Below are 17,513 nucleotides of genomic sequence, written 5' to 3'. Positions count from 1 at the left end.
CTTCCGTTATAATGATAGGGATAGTTTGAGTTAGATGATCTTACATTCTGGAGGGGACATAAGGATGCACAAATGGATCATGAGCGGGGTATTTTTTGCAGCATGTATTTTAGCTATTGTGTTAATGTTTACGCTTCCAGGTAAAGAAGAAGTCGCTCAGGAAGCCAAACCAACCATGCCTGAAGTGACTATGGATCCTGCACAGGCCGAAGCACTTGTGAAAGCTAACTGTCTCTCCTGTCACGGTGACCAGCTTCAAGGCGGGGTAGGCCCAGCCCTTGCTAACATTGGCAGCAAGGACGATGTAGAGAAAATTTATTCGACCATTGTCAAAGGTAAAGGTGGCATGCCTTCTTTTAAAGGCAGACTGCAGGATGAAGAGATTGCGCACATTGCCATGTGGCTGGCAGAGAAGAAATAATTGTCACCACGCTATAACCAAAGAGGCCCTCGTTCTTCCTACCGGGAGAAAGGGCCTCTTTGGTTATAGACATTCTGCGGAATGTTACAGCGAATTATTCCGTTCTCATTTTTTCGAATGCTTCATTGTACTGCTCCGCTTCTTTAATGTCTACGGATGTTATACCGCCTTCGTCCCACGACGTTAGACGTAGCGTAACCGTTGTATAATCAATAGTAATAAAAGGGTGATGATTGAATGCTTCCGAGATCGCTGCGACCTCGTCAACAAATGCAATCCCTTTCATGTAGTTAGAAAACACAAATTTGCGGACAATCCACCGTCCCTCTTCCAGTTCCCAGCCCTCAAGCCTTCCCAGATGAGCTTCGACTTCCTCTTGCGTAAAAACCATGCGTTATCTTCCTCCCTTATGATGAGACATCGCGGACTTGCATCCACATGACCATCGCACCTTAACATGCTGCGTACTTACAGCCTGAAAGGTAGGCGGCCGCCCTGCGGCACCTTTTTTCACGAGTATCATCTTACCACGTCAAAGCGCCAAAATCTATAGAACAGACAGCTCTGAGCCTTGGAATGACTAGGCCTTATCCTCAAACCTCTTCTTAAATTAAAGGAACAAATGTTAATTCCTCTTCTCCGATCAAAATATGAATCCGGTGCTGCTCCTTATCATGGATCACCACACCGCTGCCCACCGAGATCACCGATTCCTCCCCTAGAGCATAGAACAAATCTTCTGCCAGCGCCTCATCAACCTCAAGCTGCTCTGCTTCTCCTAATCTCCCCCACTCTTCCTCATCCATTTCGAAGAAAACATAGCGATCTGGTATTCGCCCAATGGCTGCTGTTAAATCTGTCAAAATTCCTTCATAATCGCGTCCATGCTTTACGCCCATTGACTTTTCACTCCTACTCACCTCGTAAAAGGCGGATTTGATCTTATTATACCTGAAAATAACACTTAAAAAAAAAGGCCAACTGGTCGATAAATACTATAAATGACCGTTTCAACCGTTTTGGCAGCCATGGAGGCACCAAAACATGTAACGGATTGCGGCATAACGTTCGTCCGGAAGCCCGAATGGCCGCTTGAAAGGATTCAATTTTATCTCATGGATGAGGTGTATGATGGAAATTTCAACGATTATCGGACTAATTTTGGGTTTGGTCTCCCTTGTATTTGGTATGTTTCTGAAAGGTGCTCCGCTAATCAACCTCGTTAATAACCCGGCAGCATACGTTATTATCTTTGTTGGTACAGCAGGAACTATCTTTATGGCGTTTCCTATGTCTGAAGTTAAGAAGATCCCGAAACTTTTCGGAATTATTTTCAAAAAGCAGCAACTAATTGATCGTGTCTCTTTGATTGGCACATTTATGGACTGGGCTTCCACTACCCGTCGTGAAGGTTTGCTCGCATTGGAATCAAAAGTAGAAGAAATCGACGATCAGTTCCTTCGCGGTGGCATGCGGATGATTATCGACGGTAATGACCAGGAATTCGTCAGTGATGTACTGATGGAAGATATTCATGCAACAGAAGAACGACATCGCGCTGGTGCATTGATCTTCTCTCAGGCAGGGATGTACGCACCCACGCTCGGGGTTCTCGGCGCCGTGGTTGGTCTCATCGCAGCATTGGCCGACCTAAGTGACATGGAGAAGCTCTCTCATGCCATTGCGGCTGCATTTATCGCAACACTCCTTGGTATCTTTAGTGGTTATGTGTTATGGCACCCGATGTCCAACAAATTGAAGCGGATGTCCAAGAAAGAGATGGAAATCAAGCTAATGATGGTTGAGGGACTCTTGTCTATTCAATCTGGTGTGTCTACTATCGCCATCAACCAAAAGCTATCCGTATTCCTGACACCTTCCGAACGTAAACAACTGGAAGAGAAGGAGGGATCATCAGGTGAAAAAGGGTAAAAAGCATGAACCACATGAAGAACATATTGATGAGAGCTGGTTGCTGCCTTATTCTGACTTAATGACCTTGTTGCTCGCTTTGTTTATTACGCTATTCTCCATGAGCTCTATGGATGCAGCCAAGTTTGAGCAGATGGCTGCTGCCTTGAGCAGTGCATTAAATGGAGGCTCGGGAGTACTGGATCACACATCCATGAATCCTACGGAAGCTGGTATGGATCTAGGCAAAAACAAAGAGATCCCGAAGGAGATTACGAAAAAATCACCTTCGCAAATCACCGACGCACAGATGGCTCAGAAGGAACAGGAAGACTTGGAGAAGCTGAAGAAGCGGCTCGACAATTATATTTCTCAAAATGGACTTTCGGACCAATTAAATACGAAGCTAAACCAGTCTGAACTCAAGATCACGATCAGTGATAACGCCCTGTTCTCTTCCGGACGAGCAGATGTGAAGCCTGAATCACGTTCACTGGCCAAGGCAATTTCGAGCATGCTACAGGAATTCCCTGAGTATGAAGTCGTTGTTTCGGGTCATACAGATAATGTGCCCATTTCAAACAACCAATATAAGGATAACTGGGATTTAAGTGCAGATCGCGCTCTGAATTTCCTGAAGATCTTGTTACTGAATTCACAACTAGACCCTTCCAAGTTCACGCCTAGTGGACACGGAGAGTTTCACCCGATTGCTAGCAACAGTAACGACATAGGAAGAGCCCAGAATCGCCGTGTAGAAGTATCTATTATCCGGAAGTATCAAAGTAACAATACCGATGTACGATCTGTTGGAGGCAGCACTTAGTGGCCTCAGCAATACATTTTTCAAGACCGTTCTCCAAGAGGAGGGCGGTCTTTTCTTATCTTGGCCTCCATCTGTACACAGGCCAAAAAGCATCGCCTCCTCTTACAGGAAACAATGCTTTTTCTTTTTTATCACTCAATCTAACGTTGAACAAGAGCTTTGAAGACTCGTCCTTACTCCAATGAATAGTTCAACAAACTGCCCAGTTCTTCTTTTTCTGCAGCAGTAAGCTCTCTCCAAGATCCTGTTGCTTGTTCTCCAAGACGAATATTCATAATACGAATCCGCTTCAGCTTACGAACCTCGTAACCAAATGCACTGCACATCCTCCGAATTTGGCGATTCTTCCCTTCTGTCAAAATAATTCGGAATACACGGTCTGTCATTCGGGTGACTGTGCAAGGCAGAGTCATCTCACCCATAATTTTAACCCCTGTACTCATGCCTTTGAGGAAACTCGGTGTAATTGCTCGATCAACGGTCACGATATATTCCTTCTCATGTCGGCCTTCCGATCTCAGAATTCGATTAACGATATCACCATCATTCGTCATGAGAATCAGACCTTCCGAATCCTTGTCCAGCCGTCCAATTGGAAAAATCCGTTCAGGGTGACCCACAAAATCAACAATATTCCCCTGAATGTGTTGTTCCGTTGTACTTGTAATCCCTACAGGCTTATTCAGCGCAATGTACACATGCTTTTTCTTCTCACTGATCGGTTTACCATTAATACGTACATCATCGCCTTCTTCAGCCTGACTGCCTAACTCTGCCATGATACCATTAATAGTTACCTGACCACTTTCGATCAGTTTATCAGCTGCTCTACGGGAACAATATCCTGTTTCACTAATAAATTTATTGATACGCAAAAGGTCATCTCACCTCATTTAGTTGTCTTGATCTGGTTGTTGTTCTCCATCGGACTGTTCTGCCCCATGTTGTGGTATTTGCTGCTCGGAAGCAGGCAGTTCAATGATGACAGTAGTCCCCCTGTTGATCACACTCTTGATATCCATCATACCCTTATGGGATTGAATAATGCGCTGACTTACCATCAGGCCAAGTCCCGTTCCCGATTCTTTGTTGGTGAAAAAAGGCTCACCAAGTTTAGGCATCATTTCTTCCGGAATCCCGATTCCTTCATCCCTGATCTCAATTCTAACTCGTTTGGACTGTTCATCAACCTTCAGTTTGATATAGATACTTCCTCCGTTTGGCATAGCCTCCATACCATTCTTCAGCACATTAATAAACACTTGCTTTAACTGGTTCTCCTCACAGTGTACCATAGCCGACTCTGAAGAGGCACGCATAACGAACTCTACCCCATACAGGTGAGCCTGACTGTCCAGCAGTGAGATTACATCTCCAAGAATGAATCGAATGTCGCGTTCCTGAAAATGGACTGCCTGTGGCTTCGCCAGAATCAGGAACTCACCAACAATTAAGTTAATTCGGTCAAGCTCTGATAACATCAGATCCAGATGACGATGATTCAATTTATTACTTTGCTGTTGAAGCTGTAGGAATCCGCGCAATGTCGTAAGCGGGTTACGAATTTCATGGGCTACCCCAGCTGCAAGTTGACCCACTGTTGTCAGCTTCTCAGACCGCCTTAACAGCTCCTCCATTCGGTTGCGGCTCGTTATATCCCTGGATATACTGATCAGTGCTGTAATCTCGCCCGCCTCGTCCCGAACAGGTGCTGTGCTTACACTGACTTCCAACCTTGTTCCATCTTTTTTCATCCAGACCGTTTCATTGGACGTAATGGACATACCATCAATAAGCTGTGCATGATGCTGCCTCATTTCCTCTTCTGACTCAGGCGGAATAATCTTCGGTAAACGTCCCTTCACCTCACGACTGCGGAAACCATATAATTTTTCAAAGGCTCGATTGACCCGAAGCACTTTCCCTTCAAGATCTGTTATATGAATTGCATCTGCAGTCTGATTAATAATGGACTCCAGATGCTCCTTCACTGCTCGATTTTCTTCGTACATTTGCTTCAAACGGCTTGTGTAATGACCCAGATTTCGAATCATAGCGTTAATCCGATTAGCAAGTTGGCCGAGCTCATCTTTACGTTTAATATTCAAACGAAAATCGAAGTGCCCATCTGCTACATCATTAACCTTTCCGAGAATGGACTGGATTGGACGCGTGATATAACCAGCAAGCAAGTAACTTCCGAATATCACAATCTCTAGCAATACTAAAGATATAGAAGCATGACTCACCAATTGTTCGGACACCATTGAAGATATTTGCTTGTAATCCATGACAATACTGATCACGTAAGTAGACTCATTCGGAGTGAAGATTGGAATGAAGCTCTTCAAAACCTTCTGACCACGTGTTTCACTCACGAATGAAACATTCTGCCCTGTTCGAACAGCACGTACCACAGCACGATGATCTTCATCTACTGAACCATATTGATAGGTACCAAAGCGAATTGGCCTGTTATACATCTTACTAAAATTTTCATCTCTTCCGTCGTCACTCATCTCTGGACTAGCAAAAGTTAACGGATTAATGCCTGTAATCTCCAGTATTGAAGGATTAACTTCACGGATTTTATTTAATATCTCATCCGGGCTAGAGATTTTCACATAGTCATCAACTTCAGTATTATTATAGAAGGGATTGATTATGTAGTTTCTCTTTCCATCATGATAATATCCCCAGATATCAATATCTGTAGGATTGGACGTTGAATATTCGAAACCATCTGACCAAAAATGGTTCCGTTTCTGTCCTTGGGGGATGGATACCTGGTGTTTGTCGAATAACTGTTTAAATGCCTCATACCAGTATGTCATTGATTTTGTAGACAAACCAATCTCTCTTGGGTCAGAAGAACGGCTAACAACGATATCATCATCCGTCTGTTCCATCAGTGAAATATGTGATACCCCTATTTTTTCACTTAAACGAACGAGATCTTCATTAGTCACATTTTTGATATCAGGATCTAGCTCTTCCGCTGCCATAATAGAAGCAAGCCACAAATTGTTGCCAACCTGTCTTTTCACATAATCTGAACTATACTGATTTTGTTCGACAGAGATCGCGATCTGTTTCGCTGTGAGTACCATCTTGTTCTCACTATCCTGTCTCAAATTCTCTTCTGTAGTATAATAGCTCAGTGCGATATTCAGCACTAAAATAACGAGCACCGAGCACGACATAATCATCGATAATTTTGTTTTAATAGACAAATTCGTTGTTCACCTCTTGGCTTATGCCCTCTGGAGATATATGGAAAAACCTATACCCATCATAACGCTTGTATGGCTATTTGAAAAGGATAATCGCCCTCTGCCGAAAAGTTACCGCTCTAGCTGAATATATCGAATGTTGTCGTTTCTGCCCTCTTCACCATATGCAATGAAATTAATCACCTTATTTGTACACATATCCACAAGCTTGTGGATATCATGTTTATAACTATGTGACTAACTATAAAGTTATCCACAACTCTATGCACAACATGTTAACAACCAGAATATTTGTTCGCTGAATAAAGGATACTGAAAGGAGTTCACACATATGAATGATCATTTTTCCAATCCAAATTTTGAAGAGATAACTGAAGACACTCTACATGAGTATTGGATGAGACAAGCTATTGCAGAAGCGCAGAAAGCAGAAGCCCTTGGAGAGGTACCGATTGGGGCCATTATTGTTCGTAATAACGAGATCATTGGCCGGGGATACAACCTTCGAGAAACGACAATGGATTCCACTGCCCATGCTGAGATGGTAGCCATTCGCGAAGCCAGTAGCGCTACTGGATCCTGGCGGTTACTGAATTGTTCACTATACGTTACTCTGGAGCCTTGCCCCATGTGTGCAGGGGCAATTGTTCAGTCCCGAGTACCACGCGTAATCTTTGGTACTGCTGATCCCAAGGCAGGATGTGCAGGTACACTAATGAACCTTCTCCAGGAGCCACGTTTCAACCATCGTACCGAGGTCATCCCGGACGTTCTTCAACCAGAATGTTCTTCGATGTTAACTCAATTCTTTAGACGATTACGGAAAAAATAGTATGCTTCTAGTGATCATAAAAGATATATGTATAAGAAAGGATGTTTCTTGAACATGGCCTTAACACTATATAATACAGCGCATGGGATAAGTCTTCGACTACTTAATATCCAGGATGCACAAGCCTATCTTGAATTGATTCATCTCACTCGTCTTCCTTATCAGTCTGTTGAGCCTGTTCGGGAAGATGATTTCTATACCCTTGAAACACAGATCCGCCGGATCAAAGATCGGGTACAAGCTGCGGACGAAGGTACCGGTTATCAGTTTGGGATTTTCACCATTCAAGATGATCTGCTCATTGGACAAGTCAGTCTTAATAATGTTGTTCTCGGCGTAGCAAACTACGCAGATTTAGGTTATTTTATCCACCCGGACTATCAAGGCGGCGGTCGCATGACAGCAGCAGTTAAACTGGCTGTGGCTTACGGATTCCGTGCCTTGAAGTTGAATCGGGTGCAGGCAGCCGTTCTGCCTTCGAATCATGGCTCTGAGCGAGTACTTGAGAAAAACGGATTTCAGCGTGAAGGAATGGCCCGTAAATATTTGAAAATCAACGGCGTTTATCAGGATCATCAAATCTATGCTTTGCTTGCAGAAGATCTGGAAGACTCATCCCCGCACTAACCTGCACAATGCGTAGTCCATTGTTATTCTACACACAAAAAACCGCCTGGTATCCAAGCTGGAGGAGTTGATCCTCCGCTTGAATGACAGACGGTTTCGATTGATTACAGGTATAAAATATGATTAGTACCCGTATGGAGCGCCCATCATTTCCTCGAGCTCTTCCATTGTGATTACATCATCGCCAGTTGGAATGTTGATTTTGAACTCTGGCTTTTCGTTAATCTTAGTGTACGTATTTGATCCAGTGAACGCCAACTTCACTTCGTCTCCGTCAGCTTTGATCAGCATGTCAGCAACCAGTTTTTGATATACTGGGAAGTCATTTTTATCAATAGCAAAGTCGATGTTGAACGTGTTGATCGTCAGTACGTCTTTCAATTTATCCAGATCTTTAGACATTTCAGCTTGATCTGTTTCAGAGATTTTCAAATCTTCTTTGGCTTTGTCGATATCTGCTTGACTCAGTTGCAACATATCTCTGTACTCTTCTTTGGAGACAATATCCATCACTTTAGGAAGCGCTTTGGTTACCAGTACAGTAACTGCTTCTTTCACATTGTCATTGTTTACAGAGAACTGTACGACCTGCTTCGCGTCTACACCTTCAGGCAGATTTGCATCTTTGGTATTCAGGTTTTTGAAGAATTTCTGTTGATCGTACTCGCCCAGTATTGCATCCGTGATTTCGTTGCTCAGCTTTTGTGTTTTGGCAGCGTCAAACGCATCCGGATTAAATTCAGTACCTTCTTGTTCCGCCAGTTTTTTCAGATCAAATTCAATAAATTTATTGACCATATTTTCTGGGATTGGAAGGAATGGAATGTTTGGAACTTTCATATACATTTTCTCTTTAGTCAGAACCATAGGGATGTTAAAGGTCATACCCATATCACCTTTAAGCTCGATGCCAACTGTCATCTCTGTCTGCATTGGCTCGGCTTGGTATACACCTGTAATGTTCATTTCTGCATCTTTCAACATGCTCATAAATTGAGTCATATTTGGATCAGACTGAGATCCACTAGCAGGTTTATAACTCAATTCATTAATTGTAAAATTAGAACTCATTTCATACGAAGTCAATTTAGAAGCATTTGCTGCTGCTGTTTTCAATGCCTCTTTTGGTTCTTGCTTACTACCACATGCTGTTAAAGCTAGAGATACCGTTAACAACAATGTAAGAAGAAGCGCCCCCATGCGTTTAGTCATTTGTTTCTCTCCTCTCGTAATAACCCCAAAAAAATAATTCAATATCAATGATATACCATTTTGTCAGATACCGAAACCTTATTTGGGAAATTTGTGAATCTTCCTCTTGAAAATGGCTAGAAAGACCTACGTTAGCCTAGGGCCTGACCTCAATGATAGCCTTTCCATATGTATGAATACGCAAAAGCCCCCTGTTAGGTAACAAGGGACTTTCCATTTTTTTATTTTTTTGATGTACGAAGTTTCATTCCATATCCTATTTTAAAGATTACCCCTCTGGGTTCAGATGATCTACATGGTTCTGATTTTTCACTTTTTTGGACCCAGACAAAGGTTCCTGCATGGAAGAGCGCTTGGATGAATGGTGCTGCTGCTGGTTATCCTGAGCCTCTGGTACAGGGATTGCTTTCGGTTTGCTCATACGGGTTGCCTCCTCATAATCATAGGTTAGGAATGGGACGGATCTCTATCTTCCGTTTTATCATGATTCAAAGCATCCTGATGACGGCGATCATTGGAGTCTTGCTGTATTTGCTGTGCATGGTGACTGTTAACTCCCGTCTGTTCGAGATCACTGACAACATTTTGCAGGTTTTTATCCACACCTGACTTAGCTTTAGTCATTCCATTCGACTCCTTTTGAATTTGTATTCTCGTTAAGATTTCGTGATTGACTGCAAAGACTGGGCACATTCATGAATATGGCGGGTATAGTCATGCGCCAGCTCCTGAATGGGTTCTGATCGCTCATCCGTTGTTCGACCATCACGCTCTACATCGACCAGTTCTACACGGACCTCGCGAGAATCAACGTATTGGCATTTAAAATCAAAAGAGTACATTTCGTGGCCTGACGTTGCAATGTGTATCCGAATCGCTTGATTATCGGCTTCATCAGCCATAACTTGTGCCTGATCACCCACATTCAGAACTTGAGGCAAACGATCCTGCCATGCGCCCACAAGTGTGTTTTGATCAATGTTTAACTCGCGGTTCATCTTAACCACCTCCACTTCTATAACGTGTGGAAATGATGTTGTTTTTATGCATGCTTCGCCTTCACCCATCGGGTTAAAAAATAAAATCAAAAAAGGACTCAAGCGTTATCGCTCGAATCCTTATTATAAGTGTAGTATGGCGGAGAGGGTGGGATTCGAACCCACGTGGGCTTGCACCCTAACGGTTTTCAAGACCGCCCCGTTATGACCGCTTCGGTACCTCTCCAAGTATTTATTTTATAAACTTGCCACGAAAATTATCATACCATAGATCATTAGGTAATTGCAAGTTTTTTTATTATTTTTTTAAAAAAGCAAAGATCATTTTAAAATAACCCTATATACATCATCTTGACTCTATCTGTCTCCGGCACATAACAGATAGAGTCAGATGATGAGGTGAAGCGGTTCGATCTCATGCTTTTCCCTAAACGCTACACTTTCCTTTAAGCCCGAGGAGTGATGGCTTCAATCCCGCCCATATAAGGTCGTAACGCTTCCGGTATAATCACAGTACCATCTTCCTGCTGATAGTTCTCCAAAATAGCTGCAACCGTCCGTCCTACAGCCAGCCCTGAACCATTCAGTGTGTGTACAAACTCTGGCTTCGCTTTTGGCTCTCTGCGGAAACGAATATTGGCACGTCGTGCCTGGAAGTCTTCACAGTTAGAGCAGGATGAAATTTCACGATAGGTGTTGCTTTCTGGCAACCACACCTCGATGTCATACGTTTTAGCTGATGTGAAGCCCATATCTCCCGTACAGAGCGTCAACACGCGGTAAGGCAAGCCCAGCAGTTGCAGGACGCGCTCTGCGTTCTGTGTCATCTTCTCCAGCTCGTCATACGATGTCTCTGGTGTAGACAGTTTCAGCAGCTCTACCTTGTTGAACTGATGCTGACGGATTAGACCCCGAGTATCTCGTCCAGCCGAACCGGCTTCAGAACGGAAGCAGGAACTATATGCCACAAAATGTTTTGGCAGATCATCTGCATTTAAAATCTCTTCACGGTGATAGTTCGTTACTGGCACTTCTGCTGTTGGAATTAAATAATATTCGGTATCTCTAAGCTTGAAGAGATCTTCCTCGAACTTCGGCAGTTGACCTGTTCCAAACAAGCTGTCACGATTCACGATATATGGAGGCAAAATCTCCTCGTAACCGTGCTGGTCACTGTGCAAATCCATCATAAAGTTGATCAGCGCACGCTCCAGACGTGCTCCAAGCCCCTTGTAGAAGGTAAAGCGGGAACCCGTTACTTTAGCCGCTGCTTCAAAATCAAGAATATTCAAGTCTTGTGCAATCTCCCAATGCGCTTTGGGCGTAAATGAAAAAGACTTCGGCTCTTCCCACCGACGAATTTCTACATTGTCCTCTTCTGACTTACCGACAGGTACACTTTCATTAGGAATGTTAGGGATTGCCATCGTCAAATCACTAATTTTCACTTCAAGCTCACGCACTTCTTCGTCCATCGCTTTAATTCGATCGGATACTTCTCGCATTTCGACAATCAAATCATCTGCGTTCTCACGATTCTTCTTGAGTCTTGCTACCTCAGCAGACACTGTATTGCGGCGACTCTTCAGGTTTTCACTCTCCTGAAGAAGCTCCCGGCGCTTTGCATCCATTTCAGTAAATCCAGCAATCAGATCCAGTGATTTACCGCGGTTGTTTAACGCCTCTTCTACTCGTGCATATTCATTCCGCAATATTTTAACATCAAGCACAACGTACCCCTCCTAATTAAACCTACAATATCGAACCTTGTGTTACACCCATTCTTGAAAATCTGATATCATGCAACCTCAGTGCTTATTATAGCCTACTCCATACCAACAACCGAAAAAACAACCTATGTCCCCAGGTGCTGCCTCTGCCGCAATTCCGCTATGCAGCAGTTACAAGCAACATGAGGCATCCGTTTCAGATGCAGCTACTACAGCGGCCTAGAATAGCCAACTGAGGAGTGCTCCGATGACCGGGAGATCATAGGTTGTACATCATACTTTATTTTGCTTCTACCGATTTTTTGTATGTTCTGGCCATGTCTACAAAATAAGCATGCAGACGATAATCATCCGTAAGCTCAGGATGATAAGAACATGCCAGTAAATGTCCCTGACGTGCTGTCACAATCTCATCTTTGTACGTTGAGAGGACTTCGACCTGTTCTCCTACACTCTCAATTAACGGAGCACGTATAAATACAGCTCGTACTGTCTCGTCGATGCCTTTGACTGGTAGATCAGTCTCGAAGCTTTCTCGCTGTCTTCCGAATGCATTACGAGACACTGTGATATCCATAAGCCCTAGGTGAGCTTCCTCTTGGCCCTGAATGCGCTTCGCCATAACGATCAAGCCTGCACAGGTTCCGAATACCGGCTTTCCTTCTGAAGCAAAAGCACGGATAGCCTCCACAAACCCATACTTGCGCATCAGCTTCCCAATCGTTGTACTTTCTCCACCCGGCAGAATCAATCCATCCAGTTCATCTAGCTGCTGGACTTGCTTAATAGCTACACCTTCTGCCCCAGCACGCTCAATACTGCGTATATGCTCTGTAACAGCACCTTGAAGTGCTAACACGCCAATCTTCATCTGTAGATTCCTCTTCTCTTACCAGCCGCGATCCTGCATACGCTCGGAAGGTGCAAGTTTGGAAATTTCAATGCCTTTCATTGGTGCTCCAAGATTTTTAGAAACCTCAGCAATCAATTTGTAATCCGTGTAATGTGTTGTAGCTTCAACAATTGCACGAGCAAATTTCTCTGGGCTATCGGATTTGAAAATACCCGAACCTACAAAGACACCATCTGCACCAAGATGCATCATTAGTGCTGCATCTGCTGGAGTTGCTACGCCGCCCGCAGCAAAGTTAACCACTGGCAATTTTCCGTTCTCATGTACATCAAGCAAAAGCTCGTATGCAACGCCAAGGTTTTTAGCTTCCGCATACAGCTCATCTTTCGACATATTCGTTACTTTACGAATTTGGCTGTTGATGAAACGCATGTGACGTACCGCTTCAACAATGTTACCTGTTCCAGGTTCACCCTTCGTACGAATCATGGATGCTCCTTCACCGATCCGGCGAAGTGCTTCACCCAGATCTTTGGCTCCACATACAAACGGCACAGTGAACTCATGTTTATCGATATGAAATACTTCATCTGCAGGAGTCAATACTTCACTCTCGTCCAAGTAGTCCACACCAAGCGACTCAAGCACTTTAGCTTCTACATAATGACCAATGCGCGCTTTTGCCATAACAGGAATGCTTACAACCTTCATCACTTCTTCGACAATTGTTGGATCAGCCATGCGAGCAACCCCACCTGCTGCCCGAATATCGGAAGGAACACGCTCAAGTGCCATTACTGCTGTTGCACCTGCTGCTTCCGCAATTTTAGCCTGCTCAGCGTTCATGACATCCATGATCACGCCGCCTTTTTGCATTTCAGCCATTCCTCTTTTAACACGTGATGTTCCCGTTTCCATATTCCAAGCCCCCCGTAATGTATGTGTTGTCTCCCATTTTCAATAAGCAAACACTGCTTTTATTCAGATGAAAGAACTTTAGACTTTTATACTTTAATACGTAGAATTCTAACTTGTTATTTTACCGGAAAAATCATAAATATACAATCCACACATTCAGTATTAATTTGTGTATTATGAACAAATTAACTGTTAAAGTCCTAATGCTTTAACCATACTTTGTTTCGAAAAAGTCATTACTGGTTAAAACAAGTTCTTAATCCCATCAAATAAATCAACGAAGAAATCCTTGATAGCACGGAAGAAGAGACGGAACCAACCACCTTTTTCAGCCTCTTCGGCTGTAATCAGGTTTACGGTTTTTTCTTGCGGCTCGATTCCCTCTGCGGTGTATGTGTAAGTTACCGTGCCCACTTTGGTGCCTGCTTTGATTGGGGCAACCAGTTTATCGGCTTCTGTTACATTTGCTTTGAATGTCACATTCAGGTTCTGCGTACCTTTAGGGACAACGAAACTTACTGCATTATCCGTCACGACAGGAACAGTTGTCTCTTTTCCTTTTTTCAGAGGTACTGCTTCCCAACCTGTCACTTTTGTTTTGCCTGCAACAGCTTGCTTCACCTCAAAATGATCAAATCCATAGTCTAGCACCTTTTTAGTTTCTCTAAATCGTGCAGATTCTGAATCTGTTCCCATCACCACACTAATCAAACGCATGCCGTTACGTTCAGCCGTACCCGCAAAGTTGTTTCCGGCATTACTTGTGTGGCCTGTTTTCATACCATCCAGACCTTCGTAAGCGTAGCTTTTGAAGTTGGTTATATTTTTATTCTCTTCCAGCATCCAGTTATAGTTGATAATTGGTGCTTTGTCGTTAGGGCGAAACTTGTACGATTGAATAGTTGTAAAATCCTTAAAATCTGGGTGATCTTTCACGATATATCTGCACAAGATAGCAGCGTCCAAAGCAGACATAACCGTTTCCCTGTCTTCTGCCGGACGGAATTTTTCTGGCATATCTTCACGATCCAGACCAGTGGAGTTAATGAAGTAAGTATCCTTCATACCCATCCGCTTCGCTTCTTCGTTCATCATTTTCACAAACTCTAATTCCGAACCTGCAACATACTCGGCCAATGCCACAGTAGCATCGTTCGCTGATCCAACGGCCATAGCAATATAGAGATCTTTCACCGTATGCTTATCGCCTTCAGCCAAGAAAATACGCGACCCGATACTTTTAGCTGCATTTTCACTAACTTCAACTACAGTATCCCAGCCAAACTTCCCTTGTTTGACCTGTTCAGCCACGATATACTCCGTCATCATTTTCGTCATACTAGCTGGAGGCATTGCTTTATCAGCATCCACGGATAACAGCACTTGCCCTGTGGAAGCTTCCATCAAGATTGCAGCTCTCACATCAAGTCCAAGTGAGTCTACCGATGGAATTTTCGTTGCATTTGCTGCTGTTGTTTTTGTTGTTGCATTCGCTGTTAACATCTGACTGGAGTTGTCGGCTGCAGCCATTACAGGCATTACAGATGACATGCATAGCACGTTAAGAATCATAACGGAGGCTACGCTCTTTTTGAGAATATGACGTTTCTTTTTATTCATGTGTTTAGCTTTCAATGATGAATACTCCCTTCGATCCGAAGCTTTTAAGTAATATGCCTCAGTGCAGCTTAAGCTGCCATTTTCTAATTCCTTTGATTGCATCAATGGATGTGTATCAATCCTATATGTGCTGTATCGAAATGAGCAAATATCCTTGCTCCAACTTCCAATTCAATGATCACTTCATTCACAGCTTGCCGAATTTTTTATGTAATGGACATCGGCTTCTCCTACGACATTAGGGCATATCTTACTCTACCCGATCACAAAACATATCCATATGGATCACGTCAAAAAAACGCCGCAACGCCCAGATCCATCGTTGGACGATCAACGCTCATTCTATTCTATCACAGGGGTATCCGCAAAAAAAGACAAGCTCGGCTAAAAACGCCAAGCTTGTCCTGGGAATCATTGACTATCGTTGAATTACAACGAGTAGTTAGGTGCTTCTTTAGTGATCTGAACATCATGCGGGTGGCTCTCACGAAGACCAGCGCCTGTAATACGAATGAAACTTGTGTCATTCCGCAATTGATCCAAGTTGCTTGTTCCGCAATACCCCATGCCTGAACGCAAACCACCGATCAGTTGATGAATCGTGTCAGATAAAGGACCTTTGTAAGCAACACGGCCTTCGATACCTTCAGGCACCAGCTTTTTGTCATCGTCTTGGAAGTAACGATCTTTACTTCCTTGTTTCATTGCACTCATGGAACCCATACCACGGTAAACTTTGAATCGACGACCTTGATAAATCTCGGACTCACCCGGGCTCTCTTCCGTACCAGCAAACAAACTTCCCAACATTACCGCATGTGCTCCTGCTGCTATAGCCTTCGTGATTTCACCAGAGTATTTAATACCGCCATCAGCGATAATAGGTACACCGTACTCCCGTGCAACTGTAGCACAGTCATATACCGCTGTAACTTGTGGAACACCAATCCCTGCGATAACTCGAGTTGTACAGATAGAACCTGGACCAATTCCAACTTTTACAACGGAAGCACCAGCTTCGATCAGGTCACGTGTTGCCTCACCTGTAGCTACATTACCTGCAACAATCGTCAGATCAGGGAAACGTTCACGAAGCTGACGAACCGCATCAATAATATTAATATGATGTCCGTGTGCCGAGTCAACTGTAATCAGGTCTACACCTGCTTTAACCAAAGCTTCAGCACGCTCAAATGTGTCTTTGGAAATACCAATTGCAGCACCAACCAGAAGACGGCCTTGAGCATCCTTAGCTGCTTGTGGGAACTGAATTGCTTTCTCAATGTCCTTAATAGTAATAAGACCCTTTAGTGTATTGGACTCATCGACCAATGGAAGCTTTTCAATTTTGTGCTTTTGCAAGATCACTTCTGCCTCTTGCAACGTCGTACCTACTGGAGCTGTAACCAGATTCTCACGTGTCATAACTTCACTGATCTTAATGCCGTAGTCATGAATAAAACGCAAATCACGGTTTGTCAGAATGCCCACAAGCTTCTGATCGCCTTCAACAATAGGCACACCTGAAATGCGATATTTCGCCATAACTTCTTCAGCATCAGATACAAGATGTTCTGCCGTCAACGAGAAAGGATTAGTAATTACTCCGCTCTCTGAACGTTTAACTCGATCCACTTCTTCTGCTTGTTGTTCAACAGACATATTTTTATGAATAACACCGATGCCGCCTTCACGTGCAATGGCAATCGCCAGTGTCGCTTCAGTCACAGTATCCATTCCCGCACTAATTAAAGGAATGTTCAATTTGACGTTATCGCTCAAACGAACAGAAACGTCTACTTCTTTTGGCAGTGTCTCGGATTTCCGCGGCACTAGCAATACATCATCAAAGGTGAAGCCTTCTTTCCCAAATTTATCTTCCCACACGTAAGTGTTCCTCCTTATGTTTGCTCAGCTCTACGGACCAAAACCCGAAGATTCTAGGCTGTATTGTATGCCGAAAAATTCGTTTTCTGAAAATATATTATTGTCCATCTTAGCAAAGCGATATTTAGAATGTCAAGGGAAACTCCTTGAATCGATTAGGTGTAGTCCCCCATGAAACAAATGTTTTCCTTGCATGGACACTAATCTTATTAATATAACAAAAATAAAATCTTTCATTCAGCACATTATGCTGTGTTTATGGTTTTGTCTTATCCTTAAGTTGTCCTAGAATGGAAGTTTCTATGTCAATCATTAAATAAATATAATAAAAACCACCACCGAATTTCATCGGCAGTGGTTCTTTGCTTGGCGGCTTCCTACTCTCCCAGGACCCTGCGGTCCAAGTACCATCGGCGCTAGAGGGCTTAACGGTCGTGTTCGGGAT

Annotated in this window: 18 protein-coding genes, 1 tRNA gene and 1 rRNA gene; 5 read left to right on the top strand and 15 right to left on the bottom strand. The window is 43.5% G+C overall.

Annotated features, from left to right (window positions below; genetic code table 11):
• Window positions 1–64 precede the first annotated feature (64 nt).
• A complete protein-coding gene (locus tag PQG66_RS24675) occupies window positions 65–421 on the top strand; it encodes a c-type cytochrome (protein ID WP_272040501.1) in 357 nt (118 codons plus the stop codon).
• Between the two features lie 94 nt (window positions 422–515).
• Here PQG66_RS24675 and PQG66_RS24670 read toward each other — a convergent pair whose 3' ends face one another.
• Window positions 516–812 carry a 4a-hydroxytetrahydrobiopterin dehydratase gene (locus tag PQG66_RS24670; protein ID WP_272040500.1) on the bottom strand — a complete coding sequence of 99 codons (297 nt, stop codon included), beginning with the start codon at window positions 810–812 and terminating at the stop codon, window positions 516–518.
• A gap of 214 nt (window positions 813–1,026) precedes the next feature.
• Window positions 1,027–1,320, bottom strand: a complete 294-nt coding sequence (locus PQG66_RS24665) for a hypothetical protein (protein WP_272040499.1) — start codon at window positions 1,318–1,320, stop codon at window positions 1,027–1,029.
• A 232-nt stretch (window positions 1,321–1,552) separates the two neighbouring features.
• Here PQG66_RS24665 and motA point away from each other — a divergent pair, with 232 nt between their 5' ends.
• Window positions 1,553–2,353 (top strand): flagellar motor stator protein MotA, encoded by an 801-nt coding sequence (gene motA, locus PQG66_RS24660; RefSeq protein ID WP_272040525.1) that lies wholly within the window; start codon window positions 1,553–1,555, stop codon window positions 2,351–2,353.
• On the top strand, window positions 2,340–3,158 hold the full coding sequence (motB, locus tag PQG66_RS24655) for a flagellar motor protein MotB (RefSeq protein ID WP_272040498.1): 819 nt from the start codon (window positions 2,340–2,342) through the stop codon (window positions 3,156–3,158). Before motA ends, motB begins: the two co-directional genes overlap by 14 nt.
• 173 nt (window positions 3,159–3,331) lie before the next feature.
• On the opposite strand, the gene PQG66_RS24650 is transcribed toward motB, so the two are convergent.
• Window positions 3,332–4,033: a pseudouridine synthase gene (locus PQG66_RS24650; protein ID WP_272040497.1), complete on the bottom strand. Its 702-nt coding sequence runs from the start codon at window positions 4,031–4,033 to the stop codon at window positions 3,332–3,334.
• Window positions 4,034–4,051: 18 nt separating this feature from the next.
• The gene (locus PQG66_RS24645; RefSeq protein WP_272040496.1) at window positions 4,052–6,391 is read right to left on the bottom strand and encodes a PAS domain S-box protein; all 2,340 of its coding nucleotides are present in this window, start codon (window positions 6,389–6,391) and stop codon (window positions 4,052–4,054) included.
• Window positions 6,392–6,722: 331 nt separating this feature from the next.
• Here PQG66_RS24645 and tadA point away from each other — a divergent pair, with 331 nt between their 5' ends.
• The gene (gene tadA / locus PQG66_RS24640) at window positions 6,723–7,223 is read left to right on the top strand and encodes a tRNA adenosine(34) deaminase TadA (protein WP_272040495.1); all 501 of its coding nucleotides are present in this window, start codon (window positions 6,723–6,725) and stop codon (window positions 7,221–7,223) included.
• Between the two features lie 54 nt (window positions 7,224–7,277).
• On the top strand, window positions 7,278–7,850 hold the full coding sequence (locus tag PQG66_RS24635; protein WP_272040493.1) for a GNAT family N-acetyltransferase: 573 nt from the start codon (window positions 7,278–7,280) through the stop codon (window positions 7,848–7,850).
• A 123-nt stretch (window positions 7,851–7,973) separates the two neighbouring features.
• Here PQG66_RS24635 and PQG66_RS24630 read toward each other — a convergent pair whose 3' ends face one another.
• The 11 genes from PQG66_RS24630 to rrf all read right to left on the bottom strand — a co-directional run.
• Window positions 7,974–9,062, bottom strand: a complete 1,089-nt coding sequence (locus tag PQG66_RS24630; protein ID WP_272040491.1) for a hypothetical protein — start codon at window positions 9,060–9,062, stop codon at window positions 7,974–7,976.
• Window positions 9,063–9,330: 268 nt separating this feature from the next.
• Entirely contained in the window at window positions 9,331–9,483 is a 153-nt protein-coding gene (locus PQG66_RS24625; RefSeq protein WP_272040489.1) for a small acid-soluble spore protein P, read from the bottom strand.
• A 26-nt stretch (window positions 9,484–9,509) separates the two neighbouring features.
• Complete coding sequence (locus tag PQG66_RS24620; protein ID WP_272040488.1) at window positions 9,510–9,686, bottom strand: hypothetical protein; 177 nt, start codon at window positions 9,684–9,686, stop codon at window positions 9,510–9,512.
• 32 nt (window positions 9,687–9,718) lie between these two features.
• Window positions 9,719–10,060, bottom strand: a complete 342-nt coding sequence (locus PQG66_RS24615) for a hypothetical protein (RefSeq protein ID WP_272040487.1) — start codon at window positions 10,058–10,060, stop codon at window positions 9,719–9,721.
• A gap of 137 nt (window positions 10,061–10,197) precedes the next feature.
• Window positions 10,198–10,286, bottom strand: a tRNA-Ser gene (locus tag PQG66_RS24610).
• Window positions 10,287–10,506: 220 nt separating this feature from the next.
• Window positions 10,507–11,790 carry a serine--tRNA ligase gene (gene serS, locus PQG66_RS24605; protein WP_272040485.1) on the bottom strand — a complete coding sequence of 428 codons (1,284 nt, stop codon included), beginning with the start codon at window positions 11,788–11,790 and terminating at the stop codon, window positions 10,507–10,509.
• Window positions 11,791–12,070: 280 nt separating this feature from the next.
• Entirely contained in the window at window positions 12,071–12,661 is a 591-nt protein-coding gene (pdxT, locus tag PQG66_RS24600; RefSeq protein WP_272040484.1) for a pyridoxal 5'-phosphate synthase glutaminase subunit PdxT, read from the bottom strand.
• An 18-nt stretch (window positions 12,662–12,679) separates the two neighbouring features.
• Window positions 12,680–13,561 carry a pyridoxal 5'-phosphate synthase lyase subunit PdxS gene (pdxS, locus tag PQG66_RS24595; RefSeq protein WP_272040483.1) on the bottom strand — a complete coding sequence of 294 codons (882 nt, stop codon included), beginning with the start codon at window positions 13,559–13,561 and terminating at the stop codon, window positions 12,680–12,682.
• A 243-nt stretch (window positions 13,562–13,804) separates the two neighbouring features.
• A complete protein-coding gene (locus tag PQG66_RS24590; protein WP_272040482.1) occupies window positions 13,805–15,196 on the bottom strand; it encodes a D-alanyl-D-alanine carboxypeptidase family protein in 1,392 nt (463 codons plus the stop codon).
• A 414-nt stretch (window positions 15,197–15,610) separates the two neighbouring features.
• Complete coding sequence (gene guaB / locus PQG66_RS24585) at window positions 15,611–17,068, bottom strand: IMP dehydrogenase (protein ID WP_272040481.1); 1,458 nt, start codon at window positions 17,066–17,068, stop codon at window positions 15,611–15,613.
• 364 nt (window positions 17,069–17,432) lie between these two features.
• Window positions 17,433–17,513, bottom strand: a 5S ribosomal RNA gene (rrf, locus tag PQG66_RS25385); the annotation flags it as partial.

Source organism: Paenibacillus sp. JJ-100, from assembly GCF_948329825.1.
Classification (GTDB): domain Bacteria; phylum Bacillota; class Bacilli; order Paenibacillales; family Paenibacillaceae; genus Paenibacillus.
This window is presented reverse-complemented; position numbering and strand designations above follow the sequence as displayed.

Bases quoted from the DNA above. Each gene is read 5' to 3' on its own strand.
- PQG66_RS24675 (WP_272040501.1), top strand. From the start codon at position 65: ATGCACAAATGGATCATGAGCGGGGTATTTTTTGCAGCATGTATTTTA.
- PQG66_RS24670 (WP_272040500.1), bottom strand. From the start codon at position 812: ATGGTTTTTACGCAAGAGGAAGTCGAAGCTCATCTGGGAAGGCTTGAG.
- PQG66_RS24665 (WP_272040499.1), bottom strand. From the start codon at position 1,320: ATGGGCGTAAAGCATGGACGCGATTATGAAGGAATTTTGACAGATTTA.
- motA (WP_272040525.1), top strand. From the start codon at position 1,553: ATGGAAATTTCAACGATTATCGGACTAATTTTGGGTTTGGTCTCCCTT.
- tadA (WP_272040495.1), top strand. From the start codon at position 6,723: ATGAATGATCATTTTTCCAATCCAAATTTTGAAGAGATAACTGAAGAC.
- PQG66_RS24635 (WP_272040493.1), top strand. From the start codon at position 7,278: ATGGCCTTAACACTATATAATACAGCGCATGGGATAAGTCTTCGACTA.
- PQG66_RS24630 (WP_272040491.1), bottom strand. From the start codon at position 9,062: ATGACTAAACGCATGGGGGCGCTTCTTCTTACATTGTTGTTAACGGTA.
- PQG66_RS24625 (WP_272040489.1), bottom strand. From the start codon at position 9,483: ATGAGCAAACCGAAAGCAATCCCTGTACCAGAGGCTCAGGATAACCAG.
- PQG66_RS24620 (WP_272040488.1), bottom strand. From the start codon at position 9,686: ATGACTAAAGCTAAGTCAGGTGTGGATAAAAACCTGCAAAATGTTGTC.
- PQG66_RS24615 (WP_272040487.1), bottom strand. From the start codon at position 10,060: ATGAACCGCGAGTTAAACATTGATCAAAACACACTTGTGGGCGCATGG.
- pdxT (WP_272040484.1), bottom strand. From the start codon at position 12,661: ATGAAGATTGGCGTGTTAGCACTTCAAGGTGCTGTTACAGAGCATATA.
- pdxS (WP_272040483.1), bottom strand. From the start codon at position 13,561: ATGGAAACGGGAACATCACGTGTTAAAAGAGGAATGGCTGAAATGCAA.